14 protein-coding genes and 1 pseudogene are annotated in these 18,993 nt (G+C 72.7%); 8 read left to right on the forward strand and 7 right to left on the reverse strand.

Annotation, left to right across the window (positions count from 1 at the left end):
• Nucleotides 1-53: 53 nt before the first annotated feature.
• Nucleotides 54-3,050: a fibronectin type III domain-containing protein gene (locus Pen02_RS11485; RefSeq protein WP_203865959.1), complete on the reverse strand. Its 2,997-nt coding sequence runs from the start codon at nucleotides 3,048-3,050 to the stop codon at nucleotides 54-56.
• Nucleotides 3,051-3,370: 320 nt separating this feature from the next.
• Between Pen02_RS11485 and Pen02_RS11490 the strand changes: the two genes are divergently transcribed.
• Together Pen02_RS11490 and Pen02_RS11495 are read left to right on the forward strand one after the other, a co-directional pair.
• Nucleotides 3,371-4,369, forward strand: a complete 999-nt coding sequence (locus Pen02_RS11490) for an SRPBCC family protein (RefSeq protein ID WP_203865960.1) — start codon at nucleotides 3,371-3,373, stop codon at nucleotides 4,367-4,369.
• Between the two features lie 31 nt (nucleotides 4,370-4,400).
• Nucleotides 4,401-5,573: a zinc-dependent alcohol dehydrogenase gene (locus Pen02_RS11495; protein WP_203865961.1), complete on the forward strand. Its 1,173-nt coding sequence runs from the start codon at nucleotides 4,401-4,403 to the stop codon at nucleotides 5,571-5,573.
• Here Pen02_RS11495 and Pen02_RS11500 read toward each other — a convergent pair.
• Together Pen02_RS11500 and Pen02_RS11505 are read right to left on the reverse strand one after the other, a co-directional pair.
• On the reverse strand, nucleotides 5,563-5,919 hold the full coding sequence (locus Pen02_RS11500) for a winged helix-turn-helix domain-containing protein (RefSeq protein WP_203865962.1): 357 nt from the start codon (nucleotides 5,917-5,919) through the stop codon (nucleotides 5,563-5,565). The genes Pen02_RS11495 and Pen02_RS11500 overlap by 11 nt on opposite strands.
• Entirely contained in the window at nucleotides 5,916-6,446 is a 531-nt protein-coding gene (locus Pen02_RS11505) for a hypothetical protein (protein WP_203865963.1), read from the reverse strand. Before Pen02_RS11505 ends, Pen02_RS11500 begins: the two co-directional genes overlap by 4 nt.
• Nucleotides 6,447-6,675: 229 nt before the next feature.
• Here Pen02_RS11505 and Pen02_RS11510 point away from each other — a divergent pair, with 229 nt between their 5' ends.
• A complete protein-coding gene (locus Pen02_RS11510) occupies nucleotides 6,676-7,632 on the forward strand; it encodes a PrsW family intramembrane metalloprotease (protein ID WP_203865964.1) in 957 nt (318 codons plus the stop codon).
• 76 nt (nucleotides 7,633-7,708) lie between these two features.
• Here the strand turns inward: Pen02_RS11510 and Pen02_RS41730 are convergent.
• Nucleotides 7,709-8,530, reverse strand: a pseudogene (locus Pen02_RS41730) (DMT family transporter); the annotation flags it as partial.
• A gap of 281 nt (nucleotides 8,531-8,811) precedes the next feature.
• Here Pen02_RS41730 and Pen02_RS11515 point away from each other — a divergent pair.
• A complete protein-coding gene (locus Pen02_RS11515) occupies nucleotides 8,812-9,183 on the forward strand; it encodes a DUF3817 domain-containing protein (protein WP_203865965.1) in 372 nt (123 codons plus the stop codon).
• A gap of 44 nt (nucleotides 9,184-9,227) precedes the next feature.
• Here Pen02_RS11515 and Pen02_RS11520 read toward each other — a convergent pair whose 3' ends face one another.
• Entirely contained in the window at nucleotides 9,228-9,773 is a 546-nt protein-coding gene (locus Pen02_RS11520) for a hypothetical protein (protein WP_203865966.1), read from the reverse strand.
• Nucleotides 9,774-10,034: 261 nt separating this feature from the next.
• On the opposite strand from Pen02_RS11520, the gene Pen02_RS11525 reads away from it, so the two are divergent.
• Entirely contained in the window at nucleotides 10,035-11,159 is a 1,125-nt protein-coding gene (locus tag Pen02_RS11525; RefSeq protein WP_203865967.1) for a baeRF2 domain-containing protein, read from the forward strand.
• Nucleotides 11,152-13,041 carry a thiamine pyrophosphate-binding protein gene (locus Pen02_RS11530; protein ID WP_203865968.1) on the forward strand — a complete coding sequence of 630 codons (1,890 nt, stop codon included), beginning with the start codon at nucleotides 11,152-11,154 and terminating at the stop codon, nucleotides 13,039-13,041. The genes Pen02_RS11525 and Pen02_RS11530 overlap by 8 nt, the downstream gene beginning before the upstream one ends.
• A gap of 123 nt (nucleotides 13,042-13,164) precedes the next feature.
• Here the strand turns inward: Pen02_RS11530 and Pen02_RS11535 are convergent, their stop codons facing one another.
• Nucleotides 13,165-13,620, reverse strand: coding sequence for a hypothetical protein (locus tag Pen02_RS11535; RefSeq protein ID WP_203865969.1), 456 nt, complete (start codon nucleotides 13,618-13,620; stop codon nucleotides 13,165-13,167).
• Between the two features lie 259 nt (nucleotides 13,621-13,879).
• Here Pen02_RS11535 and Pen02_RS11540 point away from each other — a divergent pair, with 259 nt between their 5' ends.
• Both Pen02_RS11540 and Pen02_RS11545 read left to right on the forward strand, forming a co-directional pair.
• Complete coding sequence (locus Pen02_RS11540) at nucleotides 13,880-15,283, forward strand: hypothetical protein (RefSeq protein WP_203866008.1); 1,404 nt, start codon at nucleotides 13,880-13,882, stop codon at nucleotides 15,281-15,283.
• Between the two features lie 439 nt (nucleotides 15,284-15,722).
• Nucleotides 15,723-16,859: a SigB/SigF/SigG family RNA polymerase sigma factor gene (locus Pen02_RS11545; RefSeq protein WP_203865970.1), complete on the forward strand. Its 1,137-nt coding sequence runs from the start codon at nucleotides 15,723-15,725 to the stop codon at nucleotides 16,857-16,859.
• Between the two features lie 42 nt (nucleotides 16,860-16,901).
• On the opposite strand, the gene ctaD is transcribed toward Pen02_RS11545, so the two are convergent.
• Entirely contained in the window at nucleotides 16,902-18,929 is a 2,028-nt protein-coding gene (ctaD, locus tag Pen02_RS11550) for an aa3-type cytochrome oxidase subunit I (RefSeq protein WP_203865971.1), read from the reverse strand.
• Nucleotides 18,930-18,993 lie beyond the last annotated feature (64 nt).

Raw genomic sequence — 18,993 nt, forward strand, 5'->3', positions numbered from 1 at the left:
GAGCGGCCGGAGCCCGTCCGCGTCGTCCCCGGCGCCGCCGATCGGGTCCGCCCCTAGAGCACCGAGTGGGTCACGATCGCGGTGTAGGCGCCGGCCACCACCGTGCCGGGCAGCAACACCGTGAGCGTCGGATTCCAGGACGCCGAGTTCATGCTGGCCTGGCCGCTCCAGCTCGCGGCGACCCGGAAGGTGTCCAGCGGTGCGCCGAGCTGCGGGGTGAACGTCCCGTTCCCGCTGGTCTGCACGGCCGGGCCGGACTGGTAGGCGATGTTGTCGTTGTCGATCCGCTCGCCGGTCGAACCGGCGCCGGTGGTGAGGTCGGTACTGGAGACGACCGTGGTCCAGGTCCCGGACATCGGGCCACGGTCGTCGACCACGGTGACCAGCCCGAGCTGGCCCGAGGCGGAGCTCACGTTCGACCGCACCGTACCGAGGGACGCCACCTCCGGTGCGCTGATGGTGAGCCCGCCGAGCGGTGCGATCACCAGCGTGACCGGGCGGGTGGCGGTCACCCCGGACGCGTCGGTCAGCTGCACGGTGAACGTGAAGCTGCCGGCGGTGGTCGGTGTCCCGGAGAGCAGGCCGGTGCTCGGGCCGAGGGTGAGCCCCGGCGGCAGCGTCCCGGCACTCACCGACCAGGTGTACGGCATGGTGCCGCCGGCAGCGGTCAACTGCACGCTGTACGGCACGCTCACCTTGCCGCTCGGCGGTGCCGGGAAGGTCAGGGTCGGTGGCGGGTTCGGGGTGACCGCCGCCGAGGCGGCGGAGGTCGGGCCGGTGCCGGCGGCGTTGGTCGCCGCGACCCGGAAGGTGTAGCTGGTGCCGGCGGTCAGCCCGGTCACCGTGACACTGGTCGAGCTGCCGGAGAAGACCTGGGCGGGTTGGGCCACCCCGCCGACGAACGGGGTCACCGTGTAGCTGGTGATCGCCGAACCGCCGTTGGACGGTGCGGTCCAGCTCAACTGCGCCGAGTTGGTGCCGGCGCTGACCGAGGTGATCGTCGGCGTGCCGGGCAGCGTGTAGGGGACCACCGCCGCCGAGGCCGGGCTGGGCGCCCCGGTCCCGAAGCCGTTCACCGCAGCCACCTGGAAGGTGTACGACGCCCCGGCGGTCAACCCGGTCAGCGTACGGGTGGTGGTGGAGGCGTCGAACGAGAGCGTCGGCTGGACGACGCCGTCCCGGGTAGGGGTGAGCAGGTAGCCGGTGATCGTACTGCCGTTGTTCGGCGGGGCGGTCCAGCTCACCGTGGCGCTGGTGATCCCGGCGACGGCGGTCGGCGCCGCCGGGGTGCCCGGAACGGCCGCGTAGACGTAGCTCGCCGAGGCGGCCACGCCCCGGGTCACCACGGTGAGGTTGACGGTCCCGGTGGAGGCCCGGGCCGGCATGGAGGAGATGCTGAGGGTGCCGTTGGCGTTGACGGTGAAACATCCGGCGGCCGGGGTGGAGACGCACGGCAGCAGTACCACCGGGTTGCCGGCCTGCTGCTCGGCGGTGGTGCCGATCTCGATCGCGGTCGCCCCGGCGATGTTGCTGCCGCCGACCGTCACGGCGGTACCGCCGGAGACCGAGCCGGTGGCCGGGCTGACGGTGATGCCGCTCGGCGCGGTCGGCAGGGTGCCGGCGGTGGTGCTCGACGAGTAGCCGGGGTTTCCGCCGCTGGACGAGGCGGTGGCCACCGTCGCGGTCTGCACCAGCGCCGGGGTCACGCTGCTGCCGGTCACGATCGCCACCACCGAGATCGGTGCCAGCGAGCTGCCGCCGACGAACGGTCCGCTGCTGTTGGTGCAGGTGATGCTCTGCCCGACCGGCGCCGCGCAGACCCAGCCGGTGCCGAAGGCACCCTTGGGCACGACGCCGGCCGGCAGGGTCTGGGTCACCGAGATCGGGCCCGGGTCGGTGGCCCCGGCGTCCACTCCGGCGGTGACGACGTAGTTGACCGGTGCACCGGGCGACAGGGTCGTGCCGGTGTAGCTGACCTGGCTGACGTTCAGGTCGGGGACCTGGTTGAAGCTGACCGCCTTCGCCTCGTCGATCTCGTGGAAGTCGGTCACCGAACCGGTCGAGCCGACCCAGCCGAAGGCGAGCTGCCGGGGGAACCCGTTGGCGTTCAACCAGGTCGGTGACGGATAGAGCGTCGAGGACACCAGCGGCAGCGCGCCCGCCAGGGTCCGCGCCGTGCCGCCGACCGGGGTGAACCGGACCCGGTACTCGCCGGCCGGAACTGTGATCCCGGTGGTGGTGGTGACCGACGCGCTGGTGGTGTTGATCACGACCTCGACGGGTACCACCGAGGCGGCCCGGGTCGACGCGCGCAGCGGTACCGCCGCCGACGAGGTGGTGGTGGCGGTGCTGTTGATCGCGCAGTAGCCGACGCTGCCCCGGCCGGGGCCCCGGATGACGACCTGCCCCGGCACCCGCCCCCCGGTGGTCGAGATGTACGCCGGATTCGTGCAGCCGGTGCCCTGGTAGACGCTGTTGCTGAAGTTGCCGTACACGTCGAGGCCGATCCCGAGGTAGCCGTTGGACAGCCCGGCCGAGGTGCCGCTGAACGCGGCCGAGTAGCCGAGGGCACCGCCGGGCTGGCCGATCAGGGCCGGTGACAGTGGATTGGCCGGGTCGACGGCGGCCAGCGCGAAGGCGATCCCGTCGGCACCGCCGCCGCCGTACTGGTAGGCGTTGAAGGTGACGTGCAGCCCCTGTGACGTCGGTACGCTCACCGCGCCGAACAGCCCGCCCTCCTTGCTGACGGTGGCATCGGTCAGCCGGAGTTTGCCGGACCCCTGCGGATCGGTGCTGGTGAGGCAGCTCCGCACCACCCCGGTGGTCAGGTTGCCGGAGGCGGTCAGGCAGGCCGAGTTGGTCAGTGAGGTGACCGGTACGCCGGGCAGCGCCACCGCGCCGACGCCGTTCGCGGTGTTGTTGTGGAACGGCTGGTCGAACAGCGTCGACCCGGCCGCCACCGCGAAGGGTGCTGCCAGGATGGCTCCGGCGGCCAGCAGGACCGTCAGCGCGGTGGCGGTGAACAGACGCGCGTGGCGGACTGACGACATGCTGCTCCTCGTTCGACCCGGAACCTTCGATGGGACGACCTGACGGAGAACGGCAGACTCCGGACAACTATCCCTTCTCGTAACGATATCGACATTTGCGCTATTCAACCTAAAAAGTGCAAACATGGATGTGACCCGCATTCACGATTGGCGATGTGGAATGCGTGCACGTGCCGGACGGGTCGGCCGGACGCCGTTCGTGCGTGCTCTGGGTAAAGTTCCTGGTTCGCCACTTTCCGGAGGTTATTCGGGTTGATACCTATATGGTGATGGTGCGTGGCGCCCACGACGGCGACCGGGCGAGGGCGAACGGGGGAACCATGCGCGAAGTACCGCTGGACGTGCCGGAGGGGAACCCCGTGGGCCGGCTCCTGCCCCGGGCGCTCGGCCTGCTGAGCCTCGGCCTCGGCGTCGCGGCGGTCGCCGCACCCGAGCGACTCGCCCGGATCATCGGGCTGGACGACGCGGCGCCGGCCAGATCGGCGGCGCTGCGGATGACCGGGATCGACGACGCGGTGCTGGCCCGCAGCGTGCTGCTCCGGATGATCGGTGCCCGTGAACTGCTGCCGGTACCCGGGCTGCTGGCCGCGCGCCGGCCGGCCGGCTGGGTCTGGGCCCGGGTCGCCGGGGACGTGCTGGATCTGGCGCTGCTGTTCCGGGCACTGCCGCAGCGGCGCGGCGACCGCCGCCGAAGGGTCGCCGCGACCCTGGGCGCCGTCGCCGGGATCACCGCCGTCGACGTGCTGGCCGCGCTGCGCAGCGGCCGGGCCGCCGGCTCGCGGCGCCGGGCGGTGGCGGCCAGCGGCACCGTCACCATCAACCGGCCGACCGACGAGGTCTACCGGTTCTGGCGCGACTTCGAGAACCTGCCCCGGTTCATGTACCACCTGGAGTCCGTCCGCACCGACGGCGACGGACGGTCGCACTGGACGGTCAGGGGTCCGGGCGGGCGCCGGATCGAGTGGGACGCCGAGCTGGTGGAGGACAACCTCAGCGAGATGATCGCCTGGCGTTCCGTGCGTGGCGCCCGGGTGCCCAACGCGGGTCGGGTCCGGTTCGCCCGCGCCGCCGGCGGCCGGGGCACCGAGGTCCGGGTGGAGTTGGCGTACGCGCCGCCGGGCGGAGCGGTCGGTCGGGCCGTCGCGCAGATCTTCGGCGAGGAACCCGGCCAGCAGATCCGGGACGACCTGCGCCGCTTCAAGCAGGTCATCGAGACCGGCGAGGTGGTCCTGTCCGACGGCAGCCCGGCCGGGCTGGCCACCCCGCAGCAGGTGCTACAGCGGCCGGCCCGCCCGCAGGCCGCCCGCCCGTCCCGTTGACCGACGGCCGACATCCGGAGGTGGTGGTCCGATGAGAGCGACCTGCTGGCAGGGCCGGGAGGACGTACGGGTCGAGGAGGTGCCCGATCCGCAGATCCTGAACTCGCGCGACGCCGTCGTACGAGTCACCAGTACCGCGATCTGCGGCTCCGACCTGCACCTCTACCACGGGTACATCCCGACGATGAAGCACGGCGACATCCTCGGGCACGAGTTCATGGGCGAGGTCGTCGAGGTGGGGCCGGAGGTGGACAACCTGCGGATCGGCGACCGGGTGGTGGTGCCCTTCCCGATCGCCTGCGGCAACTGCCTGGCCTGCCAGACCGGTCTCTACTCGCTCTGCGAGAACTCCAACCCGAACGCCGGGCTGGCGGAGAAACTGCTCGGGCACTCGCCGGGCGGCCTCTTCGGCTACTCGCACATGCTCGGTGGCTACGCGGGCGGCCAGGCCGAGTACGCCCGGGTGCCGTTCGCCGACGTCGGACCGATCAAGATCCCCGACGACCTGCCCGACGAGCGGGTACTGCTCCTCTCCGACGTCTTCCCGACCGGCTACATGGGAGCCGAGATGTGCGGGCTGACCGGCGGTGAGATCGTCGCGGTCTGGGGTGCCGGCGCGGTGGGCCTGCTGGCGATGCGCAGCGCGTACCTGCTCGGGGCGGAACGGGTGATCGCCATCGACCGGTACCCGTACCGGCTGCGGATGGCGCAGGAACGGGCCGGTGCGGAGCCGCTGAACTACGAGGAGGTCGACGTGGTCGAGGCGCTGCGCGAGATGACCGGCGGCCGGGGGCCGGACGCCTGTATCGACGCGGTCGGGATGGAGGGGCACCACTCGTCGGCGATGCTCCAGGGCTACGACCGGGCCAAGCAGTCGGCCCGGCTGGAGACCGACCGGCCACACGCGCTCCGCGAGGCGATCAGAAGTTGTCGCAACGGCGGCACGGTCTCGGTGATCGGGGCGTACGCGGGCTTCGTGGACAAGTTCCCGATCGGTTCGCTGATGAACCGGTCGTTGACGCTGCGCAGCGGGCAGTGCCACGTACAGCGCTACACCCGGCTGCTGCTGGACCGGATCCGGCGGGGCGAGATCGACCCGAGCTTCGTGATCACCCACCGGTTGCGGCTCGACGACGCGCCGACCGGCTACGAGATGTTCCGGCAGAAGCAGGACGAGTGCGTCAAGGTGGTACTCAAGGCGTGAGCCGGGTCTGGCCCGGCCGGGCTCGGGCGACGATCTGGTCGAGCGCGGCGACGTGCCCGTCGAACGCGGCCAGGCCGGCGTCGGTGAGGCTCACCCAGGTACGCCGGATGCCCCGGCCCCGGTTCTCCTTGTGCACTGCGACGTAGCCGGCCGCGACGAGCGCACCGATCTGCTTGGACAGCGCCGAGTCGCTGAGTCCGAGCTGCTCGCGCAGGTAGCTGAACTCGACCGCGTCGGCCGGTGCGAGCAGCGCGACCAGCGAGAGCCGGGCCGGTGCGTGGATCAGCTCGTCGAACCGGGGCTCGCTTCGCGGTCCCCGGTCCGGGCTGGGTTCCCTCGGTGTCATCGGTCCCCGGTCCGGGGCGGGTTCCGCCGGTCCGGCTCCGTGCCGGGCGTCCCGGCCGGCCCCGGCTCGTCGGACGGGGGTCCGTAGGCGACGCCGTACAGCCAGCGGGCCATCGCCGCCATCAGCACGGCGGACGGGATCGCGCCGAGTACCGAGGTCGGCCCTTCCGGTACGACCGGCTGGAGCAGCAGCCGGGTCAGCGCGTACGTCCCGGCCAGCCCGACCACCCAGCCGGCGGTGGTCAACAGGATGCCGGGGCGCCACGCGTCCCGCCGGTACCGCACCCGTCCGCCGGCCGACCGCCCGGTCTGGGCGAGGTGCCCGGCGAGCAGCAGCGCGGCGCCGACCGCCAGGGTGAGCAGCGGTACCGGGAACGGGAAGTCCAGCCCGGCCATGGCCAGGTAGTAGCCGCCGACCGTCAACAGGGTGGCCCGCCAGCCGGGGCGTTGCCGGGACAGCTCGGCCCGCACCTGCTGGTCACGGCTGCGAACCTCGTCGAGCGCGACGCGGGCGTCCTCGGCGTCCATCGATCCTCCTCGCTTACCGGGTGGGCGCCCGATCCCGGGCACACCTACTTTCCAGGTAAGAAAGTAGCCCCTACTTTCCATCAAGGAAAGTTAGTGGCGGCGCGGCCGGGCACCGCCGGACGTTCGACCACAACCGCAACGGGTACGCCCCGAACCCAGCCCCGGATCGTGGCCACCGAACCGGGGCGTGCCGGACGGCCCGGGGCGGGATGGACGGTGCGGAGGCGGAATGGACGGCGTCGGCAGGCAGTGGACGGCGGCGGTCCCGGTCACGCCGCGCCGTCAGTGGCTACGGATCTTCCTGGTCGGCCTGGCGCTCTGGCTCGCCACGGTGGCGGTGATCTTCCTGACCGGGAACCCGACGCTGCTGCCCACCCTGGTGCTGCTCGGCAGTTTCCTGGTGCCGGTGACCTTCGTGGCCTGGGCGTTCCAGCGCCGGGACACCGGCGAGGTCACCGTCAGCCTGGTCTTCGGCACCTTCCTCGCCGGAGGCGTACTCGGGATCCTCGCCTCGGCCGTGCTGGAGTCGTACCTCCTCCGCCCCTCGGTGCTGCTCTTCCTCGGGGTCGGTCTGATCGAGGAGGCCGCCAAGCTGGCCGCGCTGGCGCTGCTGACCCGGCACCTGCTGGCCAAGACCATCCGGGACGGGATGATCCTCGGTGCGGCGGTCGGCTTCGGCTTCTCCGCGCTGGAGTCCGCCGGGTACGCCTTCATCGCGCTCTTCACCGTGCAGGGACTCTCGGTGGTGCAGGTGGTGCAGACGGAGATCCTGCGCGGCCTGGTGGCCCCGGTCGGACACGGGCTGTGGACCGCCATCCTCGGCGGTGTGCTCTTCGCGCCGAGCGGCCGGGAGCACTTCGTGGTCGGGCTCCGGCTGCTCTTCACCTATCTGGGCGTGGCGATCCTGCACGCGCTCTGGGACGCGATGCACGTCATCGCGTTCTACCTGACGCTGCTCCTCACCGGAGCGCGCGGCCTGCTCACCCTGGACGGGTCGTTGGGCCAGCCGTCCCCGGTCCAGGCGGTGTTGATGCCGGCGCTGGAAGGGCTTGGGCTGGCGCTCGTCGCCGTGGTCGGGGTCGTCTGGCTGGTGGTGCTGTGGCGGTCCGGCCGGAACGGACCTGTGCGAGCGGCGAGCGGCTGGCGGGTACCGACCGGCTCGGGCAGGTCGGCACCGCGCCCTTGAACCGTGCCTTGCCCCGCCGACCGGGCCGGTACCGGCGCCGACGCGGCGCGGGCTGGTCGGCGGCGGCCAGTTGCAGTACGCCCCAGGCGGCGAGAACGGCGCCGAGCGCGGCGACGGCACCGCCCCAGTACCCGCCGGCGGTCCGCTCGCCGAGCAGCAGCATGGCGATCGCGGCCGAGGCGACCGGATTGGCCAGCGTGACGGTGGCCAGCGGAGCGCCCAGCCCGGCACCCCGGTAGGCGACCTGGGACAGCAGCAGCCCGGCCGCGGCCATCCCGACCACCGCCACGGTCAGGCCGACGGTGGAGAGCAGCGCGCCGCCCTCGCCGACGAGCCCGGCGACGACCTGGGTTAGTGCCGAGCCCACCGCGAAGGCGATGCCGGCGGCGGTGGCGGTGAGCAGGCTGCGCGGCAGCGGTCCCCGACTGGCCCGACCGGCCAGCACCAGCACGGCCACCAGCGCGGTCGCCACTGCGGTCAGCGCCCAGCCCTGCCCGGGCCGGAGTTCGTGGTCGCCCGCGCCGGGCAACGTCAGCGCGAGCAGCAGGGTCAGCCCGGCCACGGTGGCGCCCGCCCCGAGCCACTGCCGGCCCGAGGCCCGCCGCCCGATCGTGGCCGCCGCGATCGGCAGCGCCAGCACCAGGGTGAGTACGCCGAGCGGCTGCACCACCGAGAGCGGCCCGTACGCCAGCGCGGCGACGTGCAGCGCGGCTCCCGTGCCGTTCCCCGCCACGGACAGCCACCAGCCGGAGCGGCGCAGCACGGTGCTGAGGTAGCCCCGTCCCGCGTCCCCCGTCGGCCCGGCCTGTGCGGCGAGCCTTTCCTGTAGTACCGCAGCGCCCGCGTAGGCCGCCGCCGAGGCCACCGACAGTACGATCGCCAACACCAGTGCGATCACGGCCGGCCCCCGAAGCCATGGATCGTCATGACCTCATGATCCTCCGTAATCGCGCTTCTGACGTCCCCCCGTGGTCGGCATCACCAGTACGCCCCTGGGTGTAGACGGGCTCCGTCCGGTTCACCCGGAAGGGTGAGATCCTCCTCCTCGGGTGCCGGTGTCGGTGCCGCCGACACCGGTCCGGCCGGTCGCCCGACCGACGTCGCCTAAGCTGTCAGCCGGACCGGAGCGGGAACGGTCGGCCGGCGAGGTCGTCGGCGGGACCGGTGGGAGGCAAACGGATGCACCGTACGGCGGTGAGGCTCTTCGTGGTGGCGGCGGTCGCCGAGGCGATCTCCTGGCTGGCGCTGCTGGCCGGGATGGCGGTCAAGTACGGCCCGCCCGGCAACGAGATCGGTGTCAAGATCTTCGGTCCGGTGCACGGTGGACTCTTCCTCGCGTACGTCGCGCTGGTGCTGCTGGTGGCCCGGCTCGGCCGGTGGGGTTGGCTGACCGTCGGCGTCGCGCTGGTCTGCGCGGTGCCGCCGTTCGCCACGCTCGGCTTCGAGCGCTGGGCCCGCCGCCGTGGGCTGCTGACCGTCGCCGGCCCGGTCGCCGGTGCGGGGGAGTCGGCCGACGGCGACCGCCCGCTGGCGGACTCCACCCGGCGCTGACCCCGGCACCGCCGGCCTCGGTGGATCCGGGCCGGCGTCGGCGGCTAGCGTCCGACGACGATCCAGGCGAGGATTCCGCCGATCAGCAGCAGCCCGACGGCGGCCTGGGTCAGCAGTGCCGGCCCGAGGTGTGACCAGAGGGTCGGGACCCGTGGGGTGAGCAGTTGCCCGGTGGTGAGGTTGACGATCCGCTCCACCCGGGGAGCGAGTCCGGCGTCCTTCTGCGAGCGTACGGTCACCTGGACGTGGTCCGACGGTTCCAGGGCGCTCTGCGGCAGGTGGCCGTGGATCTCCATCTCGCACAGCACGCCGCTGCCGTCCCGCAGTCGCAGCGGCGTCACCAGGAACTCCGGCCCCTTGCGCAGGTCCTTCCACTTCCGGCTGGCGCCCGCCGCCGCACCCGCCCGGAGCACCGAGGCGAGCAGCAGGAGCACCACCTTGAAGACCCCGGCCGTGCTGAGTACGGCGACGAGGACGGGTTGCCCGATCCGGACCTCCCGGGAGTACCCCTCCATCAGCCGTACGACGTGACCGGTGATGACCGGCCCGGGACGCCAGGCGACCCGCTCGGGAAACAGTTCACCGTCCATATGTTCACCACCGAGAGTCCGCTCCCGAGCACAAATGGTATCGATCATGGCGAATGAACGGGCAGTGAGTGAATATTTTTCTCGCTATGTGACGACCCGCTCACTCCTGGCTGCTGGGCGCGGTTCTGGACGAGCCACGCGGTTCCGGGCGGACGGTTCGCGGGGTTCCGGAGCGGACAGCGGGCGGTTCCCGGTGGGCGTCTCAGGTGACAAGCCGACCGGCGTGGGTAACCCCGGCGCGAGCTTGGAGAGGGGACGACCATGCAGCTGTCCTTCCTGCGGCCGATCTGTGCCAGTCCCGGCCCGTGGACGTCGGTCTACCTGGACGCCTCCCGGGACACCCACGATGCCCATCCCGCGCTCGACCTGCGCTGGCGGGCCCTCCAGGAACGGCTGGCGGAGCAGCGGGCCGACCCGCGCACCGTGGCGGCCCTCGACGACGTGGTCCGGGGACACGAGCCGATGCCCGGCGACTACGGACTCGCCGCGTTCGCCGCAGACGGCGAGGTGGTACTGACCGAGTACCTCTCCGCCCCGCCGCTGAAGGACATCGCCGCGCACGGGCCGCTCGCGCACACCATGCCGCTGGTCGCGCAGCGCGGTGAGCAGGTGCCCTGGGTCCGGGTACTGGCCAGCCGCACCGGCGCGGACGTGGACGCGGTGAGCGCCGGTGGGGTACCCCGGCACGCGCACGTCAAGGGCGGCAACCAGTTCCCGCTGCGCCGGGTCCAGCAGGGCGGCTGGAACCAGTCCCACTTCCAGCGCAACGCGTTGACGTCCTGGCGACGCAACGCCGGAGACGCCGCCTCGGCCACCGCCGCCCTGGCCGAACGGGTCGGCGCCGAGGTGATCGTGGTCGCCGGGGAGACCCGGGCCCGGCAGTTGCTCGCCGCCCAGCTACCGGAGTTCTGGCAGGACCGGGTGGTGCAGACCGACGCCGGCTTCCCGGCCGACGGGGCCAAGCAGTTCAAGTTCGACGACGTCACGGTGCAGGCCATCGCCGAGGTCGCCGCCGCGCACACCGACGTGGCGCTGGACAAGTTCGGCATGCAGCGCGACGTCGGCAAGGGGATGGACGCGGTGGTGGCCGCGCTGCAACGCCGTCAGGTGGACACCATGCTGATCGTCGACGACCCGTCCTCGACCGAGGAACTCTGGATCGGCCCGGAACCGACCGACATCGCCACCGGCCGGGACGAACTCGTGGCGATGTCCGTGGCCCAACCGCAACGGGTACGCGCCGACGCCGCCCTGGTCCGGGCGCTGGTCGGTACCGACGCCGGGGTCACGGTGCTCGACCCCGACCAGGCGCCGGACCTCGCCGACGGGGTCGGCGCGGTGCTCCGCTACGTCGACGCCAGCACCCCGGCCGGCGGCGATGGCTGACCCGGGGCGGGCCGCCGTGCGGGCGGGTGCGACGACCAGCGACCGGACCATCGCGGACCTGCTGGTGGAGCGGCTCCGGGCCTGGCGGGTGCCCCGGGTGTTCGGGCAACCGGGCGAGGGGGTGGCGCTGATCGTCGAGGCGCTGCGCCGGGCCGGCGGCGACCCGGCGTTCGTACCGTCCCGGCAGCCGGAGGGGGCCGGCTTCATGGCCGCCGGGCACGCCAAGTACACCGGTGGGGTGGGGATCTGTCTGGCCACCCAGGGGCCGGGCGCGCTGCACCTGCTCGGCGGCCTGTACGACGCCAAGCTGGACGGCAAGCCGATGGTCGCGCTCGTCGGGCAGCAGACGTACAGCGCGCTGGGCAGCGCGTACCAGGAGATCGAGCTGCCCCGGCTGTTCAGCGACGTCTGCGCCCAGTTCCTGCGTACCGCCGCCGTGCCGGAACAGGTGCCGTACCTGCTGGACCAGGCGATCCGTACCGCCGTGTCGACCCGCAGCCCCACCTGCCTGGTGGTGCCGCACGATCTGCTCAATCAGGTCGTACCCGACGGGATGCCGCACCCCGACGGCGGCGGCGTGCTCGCCTCGGCGCCCGGCCTGCCACCGGCCCGGGTGATGCCGCACGAGACGGACCTGAACGCCGCCGCCCAACTGCTCGCCGCCGGGCAGCGGGTGGCGATCCTGGTCGGCCAGGGCGGTTACGGCGCCGCCGACGAGATCATGGAACTGGCCGACCGGCTCGACGCCGGGGTGGCGACGTCGCTGCTCGGCAAGCCGGTGCTGGACGAGCGGCTGCCCTACCACACGGGCGTGCTCGGTCAGGTCGGCACGGCCGCCAGCGCGCAGTTGATGGCCGGCTGCGACACCCTGCTGATGGTCGGCACCAACGATCCGTGGACCGGCTACTACCCGGTGCCGGGCCAGGCCACGGCCGTGCAGATCGACATCGACGGCAGTCGGCTGGCCAGCCGTTACCCGATCGACGTCCCGCTGGTCGGCGACGCCCGGGAGACGTTGCGGGCGCTGCTGTCCCGGGTGCCGCAGCGGCGCAACCGGGACTGGCGGGACATGATCGAGGGAGCCGTCGACCGGGCCCGCACCGAGTGCGACGCCCGGGCCGAGGAACGGACCGACCGGTTGAACCCCCGACTGGTACTCCGCGAGCTGTCGCCCCGGCTGCCGGCCGATGCCTCGGTGGCGGTCGACGTCGGTTCGGTGACCTACTGGTACGCCCGGCACCTGCAACTTCCGCCGGGCACCCGGGCGCACCTCTGCGGCACCCTCGCCTCGGTCGGCTCCGCCGTGCCGTACGCGATCGCGGCCAAGTTCGCCCGACCGGACCGGCCGGTCTTCGTACTCCTCGGCGACGGCGCGATGCAGTCCGGTGGACTGGCCGAGCTGATCACCGTGGCCCAGCACTGGCCGGAGTGGCCGGACCCCCGGCTGGTGGTGCTGGTGCTGAACAACTCCGACCAGGCCGGCCGGGGTGGCGAGCCGGAGCGGGGGCCGGACACCGCACCGGTGACGGCGCCCGGGGCGGAACTCGACCGTCCCGCCGCACCGGGGATGCCGCCACCCGACGCCGTACGCGGCGGGAACATCCCGTACGCCGGTTGGGCCCGGTTGCTCGGCCTGCACGGGATCGGGGTCGACCGTCCGGAGCAGATCGGGCCGGCCTGGGAGGAGGCGATGGCCGCCGAGCGGCCCACCCTGATCGAGGCGGTGGTCGACCCGTCGATCCCGCTGGACGCCCCGGAGCAGCCCTTCGCCGACCTGCGCGGCCTGACCGCCGGTGGACTCGACGAGGCGGCCGGCACGGCGGTCCAGGGTCGGGCCCGCGCTCTGCGGAACCGGGCCACGAACGGCGCCGACCTGGTCTGACTGTGAGCATGGCGGGGTCGGTCCAGTCGGTCTGTCCGCACCTGCGCCGGGACCGGTCGATCCAGTCGGTCTGTCCGCACCTGCGCCGGTCGGGTGGGGCGGTGCGGCTGGTGGGCCGCCGGGTCAGGCGGGTTCCACCGATCGGCCGGACCACTGCTCCACGAGCCGGATCGCCTCGTCGGCCGGCACGTCCGCCCGGTCCACCGAGCCGAGCCAGACCGGTGCCTTCGCCCCGGCCGGCCAGGCCGCCAGCAGGCGCTGCCCGTCGGCTCCACTGTGCAGACTGACCCGGTTCACCCGGGGCCAGGCGAGGACGTCCTGTCCGCCGGTACGGATCCCGTCCGGCCCCGCCGAGCGGCCGGCCCGGCTCCGCCGCTCGGCGAACACCAGCCCGACCGCGACCAGCAGACCGGACAGGCTGGTCACCACGGTCGCCACCGCCAGGGCGGGCGCGATGTCGCCGGATGTCGCCTGCCAGCCGGCGACCGCCGCCACGACCAGGGCGAACGGGACGACGGCGATGGCGAAGTAGCTGGCGTACCGCGGTCCTCCGGCGGGACCGAACCTCAACTGGCTCACAACCGCCGATCATCCGTCGCCGCCCCCGTCCGGGGCAACTCGACCGGCTCGGACACGCCGGGAGCAAACCGGATCCGTCTCGCGGCGGCTTCGAGTCGAGCGGGTCGTCCCGGACGTACCGGGTCGGCCGACCGAGAACGGATCAGGTGCGCCGGGTCCTCCGAATTCCGCCCGCCAGGTTGCTGATCGCCCGTTTGAACCTGATTGGGGCGGGAAGGCCCCGGCAGCGCGGACGAGGGAGGTGGGCCCGGTGCGGGAGATGCAGGAGTGGCTGGCCGCGGGCGGGTCCGGGCTCCCGGGACCGGATCGGATCGTGTCGGCGGAGAGCACCGGGCGGGTACTGCTGGCCGTGGCGTCCCGTGCCGTCCGGGGCCGGGACTGCGCGGACCTGGGGTACCACCCGCTGCTGTCCCGCTTCCGGGGCGCGCCGGAGGCGGTCCGCCGGGCCGCGCTGACCCGGGCGGCACTCCGGTCGGCGCTCCCCGCCGAGCAGGCCGGTGCCGTCGACGCCGAACGGGTGGCCCGGTGGATCGTGCAGCACTATCCGCCGCGCTGGTACCCGGGCGTGGTGGTCGGCTCACCACACGGCGCGGCCGTACACCTGGCCACCGCGATGGGCGTGCCGTGGCTGCCGGCCGGCTTCGACGTGGCGGTGCAGTGGCCGGGCGGCCAGGTCGACAAACCGGCCGAGGCGGCGGCGTACGGCAGCCAGCTTGCGGCCCGGCTGATCCGGCACAACCCCGGGGTACGGGTGCGGCAGGTGCACGATCCGGCCGCTCGGGGCGTACTGGCCGGCTCGACGGTGTCCCTGGTGGTCCGCTGGCACCGGCTGCCGGACGCCTACCAGGAGTTCCTCGGCGGCTGTCTGGCACCGGGCGCACCGGTGCTGCTGCTGCGCGACGTGCGGACCTGGCCGGTACTCGACTCGGGCGGCGGGCACACCTTCCAGCTCGGTGCGCCGGCCAGCGGGCTGGAGCCGGCCGACTTCGGCCCGGACAGCGAGGTGCTTCCGCAGGTGCTCCGAGGTGCCGGCGGGGATGGTGCGAGCTGGGACGCCCCGGCGGGCGGCCGACCCGGGTACGCCGAGCAGGGCGTCGAACCGGGCTTCGAGAGCAGCCTGCTCGACTGGGTACGCGGGGCCGGCAGCCCGCTGCACCGGGTGCTGTTCCCGGGCCCGGACGCGCTGAGTGCGGCTGCCGCCGACGTCTACCGGAGCTGGTTGCGGGCGGCCGGCAAGAGTGGTGACCGGTGCGTGGTGGAGTGCGGGCGGCTGATCGACCCGTGGCAGGTGGTCCGGGCCGGGCTGGTGCCGTACTGGTGCGAGAACGCCACCCAGCGCAGTGTGACCGGCGCGGAGTGGTGGTTGGCCGGCAGCGCGCCGTTCAGTTCGCTGGACGTGCTGCCCGAGCCGCCCGGACTGCGTTCGCCGGCCCTCGCCGGGCTGCCCCAGTGGCTGGCGGTTGCCTCGTTCGGGCGCCGCCGCCGGGCGGTCGACCGGGTCGCCGCCCGGGGCTATCCGGTGACCTCGGTGGCCACCCGGCACGCCACCGAGGTGCTCCGGGGCCAGCCCTACGACCTGCCGGCGCCCGCGCCGCTGCGCATGGTGGAGGCGCTGGCCGGGCTGCGGGCCAGCGGCACCCCGCAGGGCCTGCTGGTCTGCTGAGTTCCCACCCGCCGACCCCTGCGCCCGCCGGCTTTCCCGCCCACCCACCCCTCCGCCCACCGACCCCTCCGTCCGCCCGTCGACGATCGTCGGCTGGTGTCGTTCCCGGGCTGCTCGACTGCGTCGTTTCGCCTGTGCGGGCGGGGATTGCGGCCGGCTGGGCGGTCCGTCGGCGCAGCTTCGGCGGTCGGTGCGCTGCCTGCCCGTAAAACTCCTCGGAGACGTCACGTCCCGTGATTGAGTACCTACAGAGCGGGAAGAACGCTGGCTGCTACTGGTCGGCCGACTGCTACCGGTCGATCGGGCTGCGCGCATCGCAGTCGGCGTTCGCTCGCTCGGTTTCGACTACGTCTTCGCTTCCGGCAGCGGTCCGTTCCGTACGGCACCGATGACCGGATTCGCATCCCGGGCGGGGGACCTTCCTGAGGGGGAGGCGCGGATGTTCGGACAGATCACCACCACACCACCGGCCGAACGCGGGCTGGAGGACCTGGACGCGGCGGCCCTGGCGTACGCGGCGCGGATCGCCGGCCTGCCACCGGAACGCCGGCAGGAGGCCCGGGACGACCTCGTCCGGTTCGCCCTGCCGTTCGCCGGCCGGTTGGCCCGGCGCTACCGGGGCCGGGGCGAACCGCTGGAGGACCTGGAGCAGGTGGCCCGGTTGGGGCTGGTGAACGCGGTCGACCGGTACGACCCGGAACGGGGTTCGTTCACCGCGTACGCCGCGATCACCATCGTCGGCGAGATCAAGCGACACTTCCGGGACCGTACCTGGGGAGTGCACGTACCCCGGCGGCTGCGTGACCTGATCCTGGAGGTCGGCCAGGCGACGGCAGCGCTGACCAGCGAGCTGTCCCGGTCGCCCAGCGTGGCCGAGTTGGCCGCCCGGCTGGAGACGCCGGAGGAGGAGATCCTCGCGGCGCTGGAGTCGGCGGCCGGCTACAGCCCGGCGTCGCTGAACGCACCGGTCGGCGGGGAGAGTTCGGCGGAGTTCGGCGACCTCGTCGGCGAGTCCGACACCGACCTGGAGTCGGTGGACGACCGGGTGACGGTGAGCGGGCTGCTCGGCCGGCTGCCCTGGCGGGAGCGGCGGATCCTCGCCATGCGCTTCTACGGCAACCAGACCCAGGCCGAGATCGCCGCCCGGTTCGGTATCTCGCAGATGCACGTCTCCCGGCTGCTCTCCCGGGCGCTGACCTGGCTGCGGCAGGCGATGCTGGCCGACTCGCCGGCACCGTGGCAGGCCGGAGGGGCCGAGGCGGCCGGCCAGCCGGCCCGGCTGTCGGTGCGCGAGGTGGGCGAGCGGGTGGTGGTCGAGGTGACCGGGGAGATCGACCTGGACACCGCCGAACAACTGCGCCTGGCGGTGGTCGAGGCGGTCGCCGGCCGGCATCCGGCGGAGGTCGCGATCGACCTGACCGACGTGGCGAAGTTGGACGGGCCGGCGCTGGCCGCGCTGGTGGCCGGCCGGGACGCCGCCCACCGTGCCGGGGTACGGTGGCGGCTCGCTCGGGCGCAACCCGTGGTCCAGCATTCGCTCAGCGCCGCCGGCCTGGTCGCGCTGCCGGCGGACTGACCGCCGCCCCGGATCCTTCCGGTACGCCGTCCGGCCGCGTCCTCATCGCCGGTCCTCCCCGTCGTCCTGCTCGTCGTCGTCGGCAGGGGCCCGGCCGGTCCGCCACCGCGGACTCTCCGGTCCACCCCGGGCGGCGTCGTCGACGCCCTCGTCCGGCTCGCTCGGCTCGAACGCCGGCCGGCGTACCTCGTCCGGCTCCGGCACCTCGATGGGCCGGGCACCGGACCGGGCCGGTGGATGGTGCGCGACGGCCGCCTCGGCACCGTGCGCGCCCTCCGGCGCGGCGACCTCGGCCTCCGGGTGGCGAACCTCGTGCCGCAACTCGTCGCGGATCACCTGTGGCGGTCGGGTCGACCGCTGCGGCAGGTCCCGGCCCAGGTCCGCGACGAGCGGCCCGTACTTGTCGTCGAAGGCGGGGCGTTCGGAGCGGATCCGGGGCATCCGGTCGAAGTTGCGCAGCGGGGGTGGGCAACTCGTCGACCACTCCAGGGAGTTGCCGAAACCCCACGGGTCGTCCACGTCCACCATCCGGCCGAACCGCCACGACTTCCAGACGTTGTAGAGGAAGAACAGGGTGGAGGCGCCGAGCACGAAACTGCTGACGGTGGAGATCACGTTCAGCACGGTGAAACCGTCCGTGGGCAGGTAGTCCGCGTAGCGGCGGGGCATGCCCTCGTTGCCGAGCCAGTGGTGCACCAGGAAGGTGCCGTGGAAGCCGAAGAACATGGTCCAGAAGTGCACCCGGCCGAGCCGCTCGTCGAGGAGCCGGCCGGTCATCTTGGGGAACCAGAAGTAGACCCCGGCGAAGGCGGCGAAGACGATGGTGCCGAAGAGTACGTAGTGGAAGTGGCCGACCACGAAGTAGGTGTCGGTGGTGTGGAAGTCGACCGGCGGGCTGGCCAGCAGCACCCCGGTCAGGCCGCCGAAGAGGAAGGTGACCAGGAACCCGATCGAGAAGAGCATCGGCGTCTCGAAGGTCAACTGGCCCTTCCACATCGTGCCGATCCAGTTGAAGAACTTGACCCCGGTCGGTACCGCGATCAGATAGCTCAGCCAACTGAAGAACGGCAGCAGCACCTGGCCGGTACCGAACATGTGGTGCGCCCAGACGGTCATCGAGAGGATCGTGATCGCGATGGTCGCGGCGACGATGCCCTTGTAGCCGAAGATCGGCTTCCGGCTGAAGACCGGGATGATCTCGGTGATGATGCCGAAGAACGGCAGCGCCACGATGTAGACCTCGGGATGGCCGAAGAACCAGAAGAGGTGCTGCCAGAGCAGCGGCCCGCTGGTGGCGGGGTCGTAGACGTGCGCGCCGATCCGCCGGTCGGCGTAGAGGGCCAGCAGGGCGGCGGCGAGCAGCGGGAAGACGAGTACCACCAGCAGGGCGGTGAAGAGCATGTTCCAGGTGAAGATCGGCATCCGGAACATGGTCATCCCGGGGGCCCGCAGGGTGAGGATGGTGGTGATCAGGTTGACGGCGCCGAGGATCGTGCCGAGTCCCGACAGGACCAGCCCGATCACCCACATGTCCGGGCCGATCCCCGGCGAGTGCTGGTCGCGGCTCAGTGGCGCGTACGCCGTCCAGCCGAAGTCCGCCGAACCGTTCGGGGTGAAGAAGCCGAGCAGCACGAGCGAGCCGCCGAGCAGGTAGAGCCAGTACGCCAGCGCGTTGAGCCGGGGGAACGACACGTCCGGGGCACCGATCTGGATCGGCACCACGTAGTTTCCGAACGCGAAGGCGAGCGGGGTGGCGAAGAGCAGCAGCATGATCGTGCCGTGCGCGGTGAAGAGCTGGTTGTACTGCTCGGTGGAGAGGAACTGTAGCCCCGGGTGGCCCAGTTCGGCCCGCATCAGCATCGCCATCACGCCGGCGACGATGAAGAAGCCGAACGCGGTGGTCAGGTAGAGCAGGCCGATCTGCTTGGCGTCGGTGGTGCCGAGCAGCTTGATCAGGTGGGCGCCGGGGACCGCCTTGCGGACCGGACCGGGATAACCGCCGGACCGGGCGGGGGCCAGGATCAGTGGCCTGCGCTCGCGCCCGGGCTCGGTGACCACCCGTTTCGGCATCTTGCTCACCCCGTACCCGATTTCCGCCAGAACGAGGGGTGGCTACCCGGTTATCCAACGGCAA

Source organism: Plantactinospora endophytica, assembly GCF_016862915.1.
Lineage (GTDB): Bacteria > Actinomycetota > Actinomycetes > Mycobacteriales > Micromonosporaceae > Plantactinospora > Plantactinospora endophytica.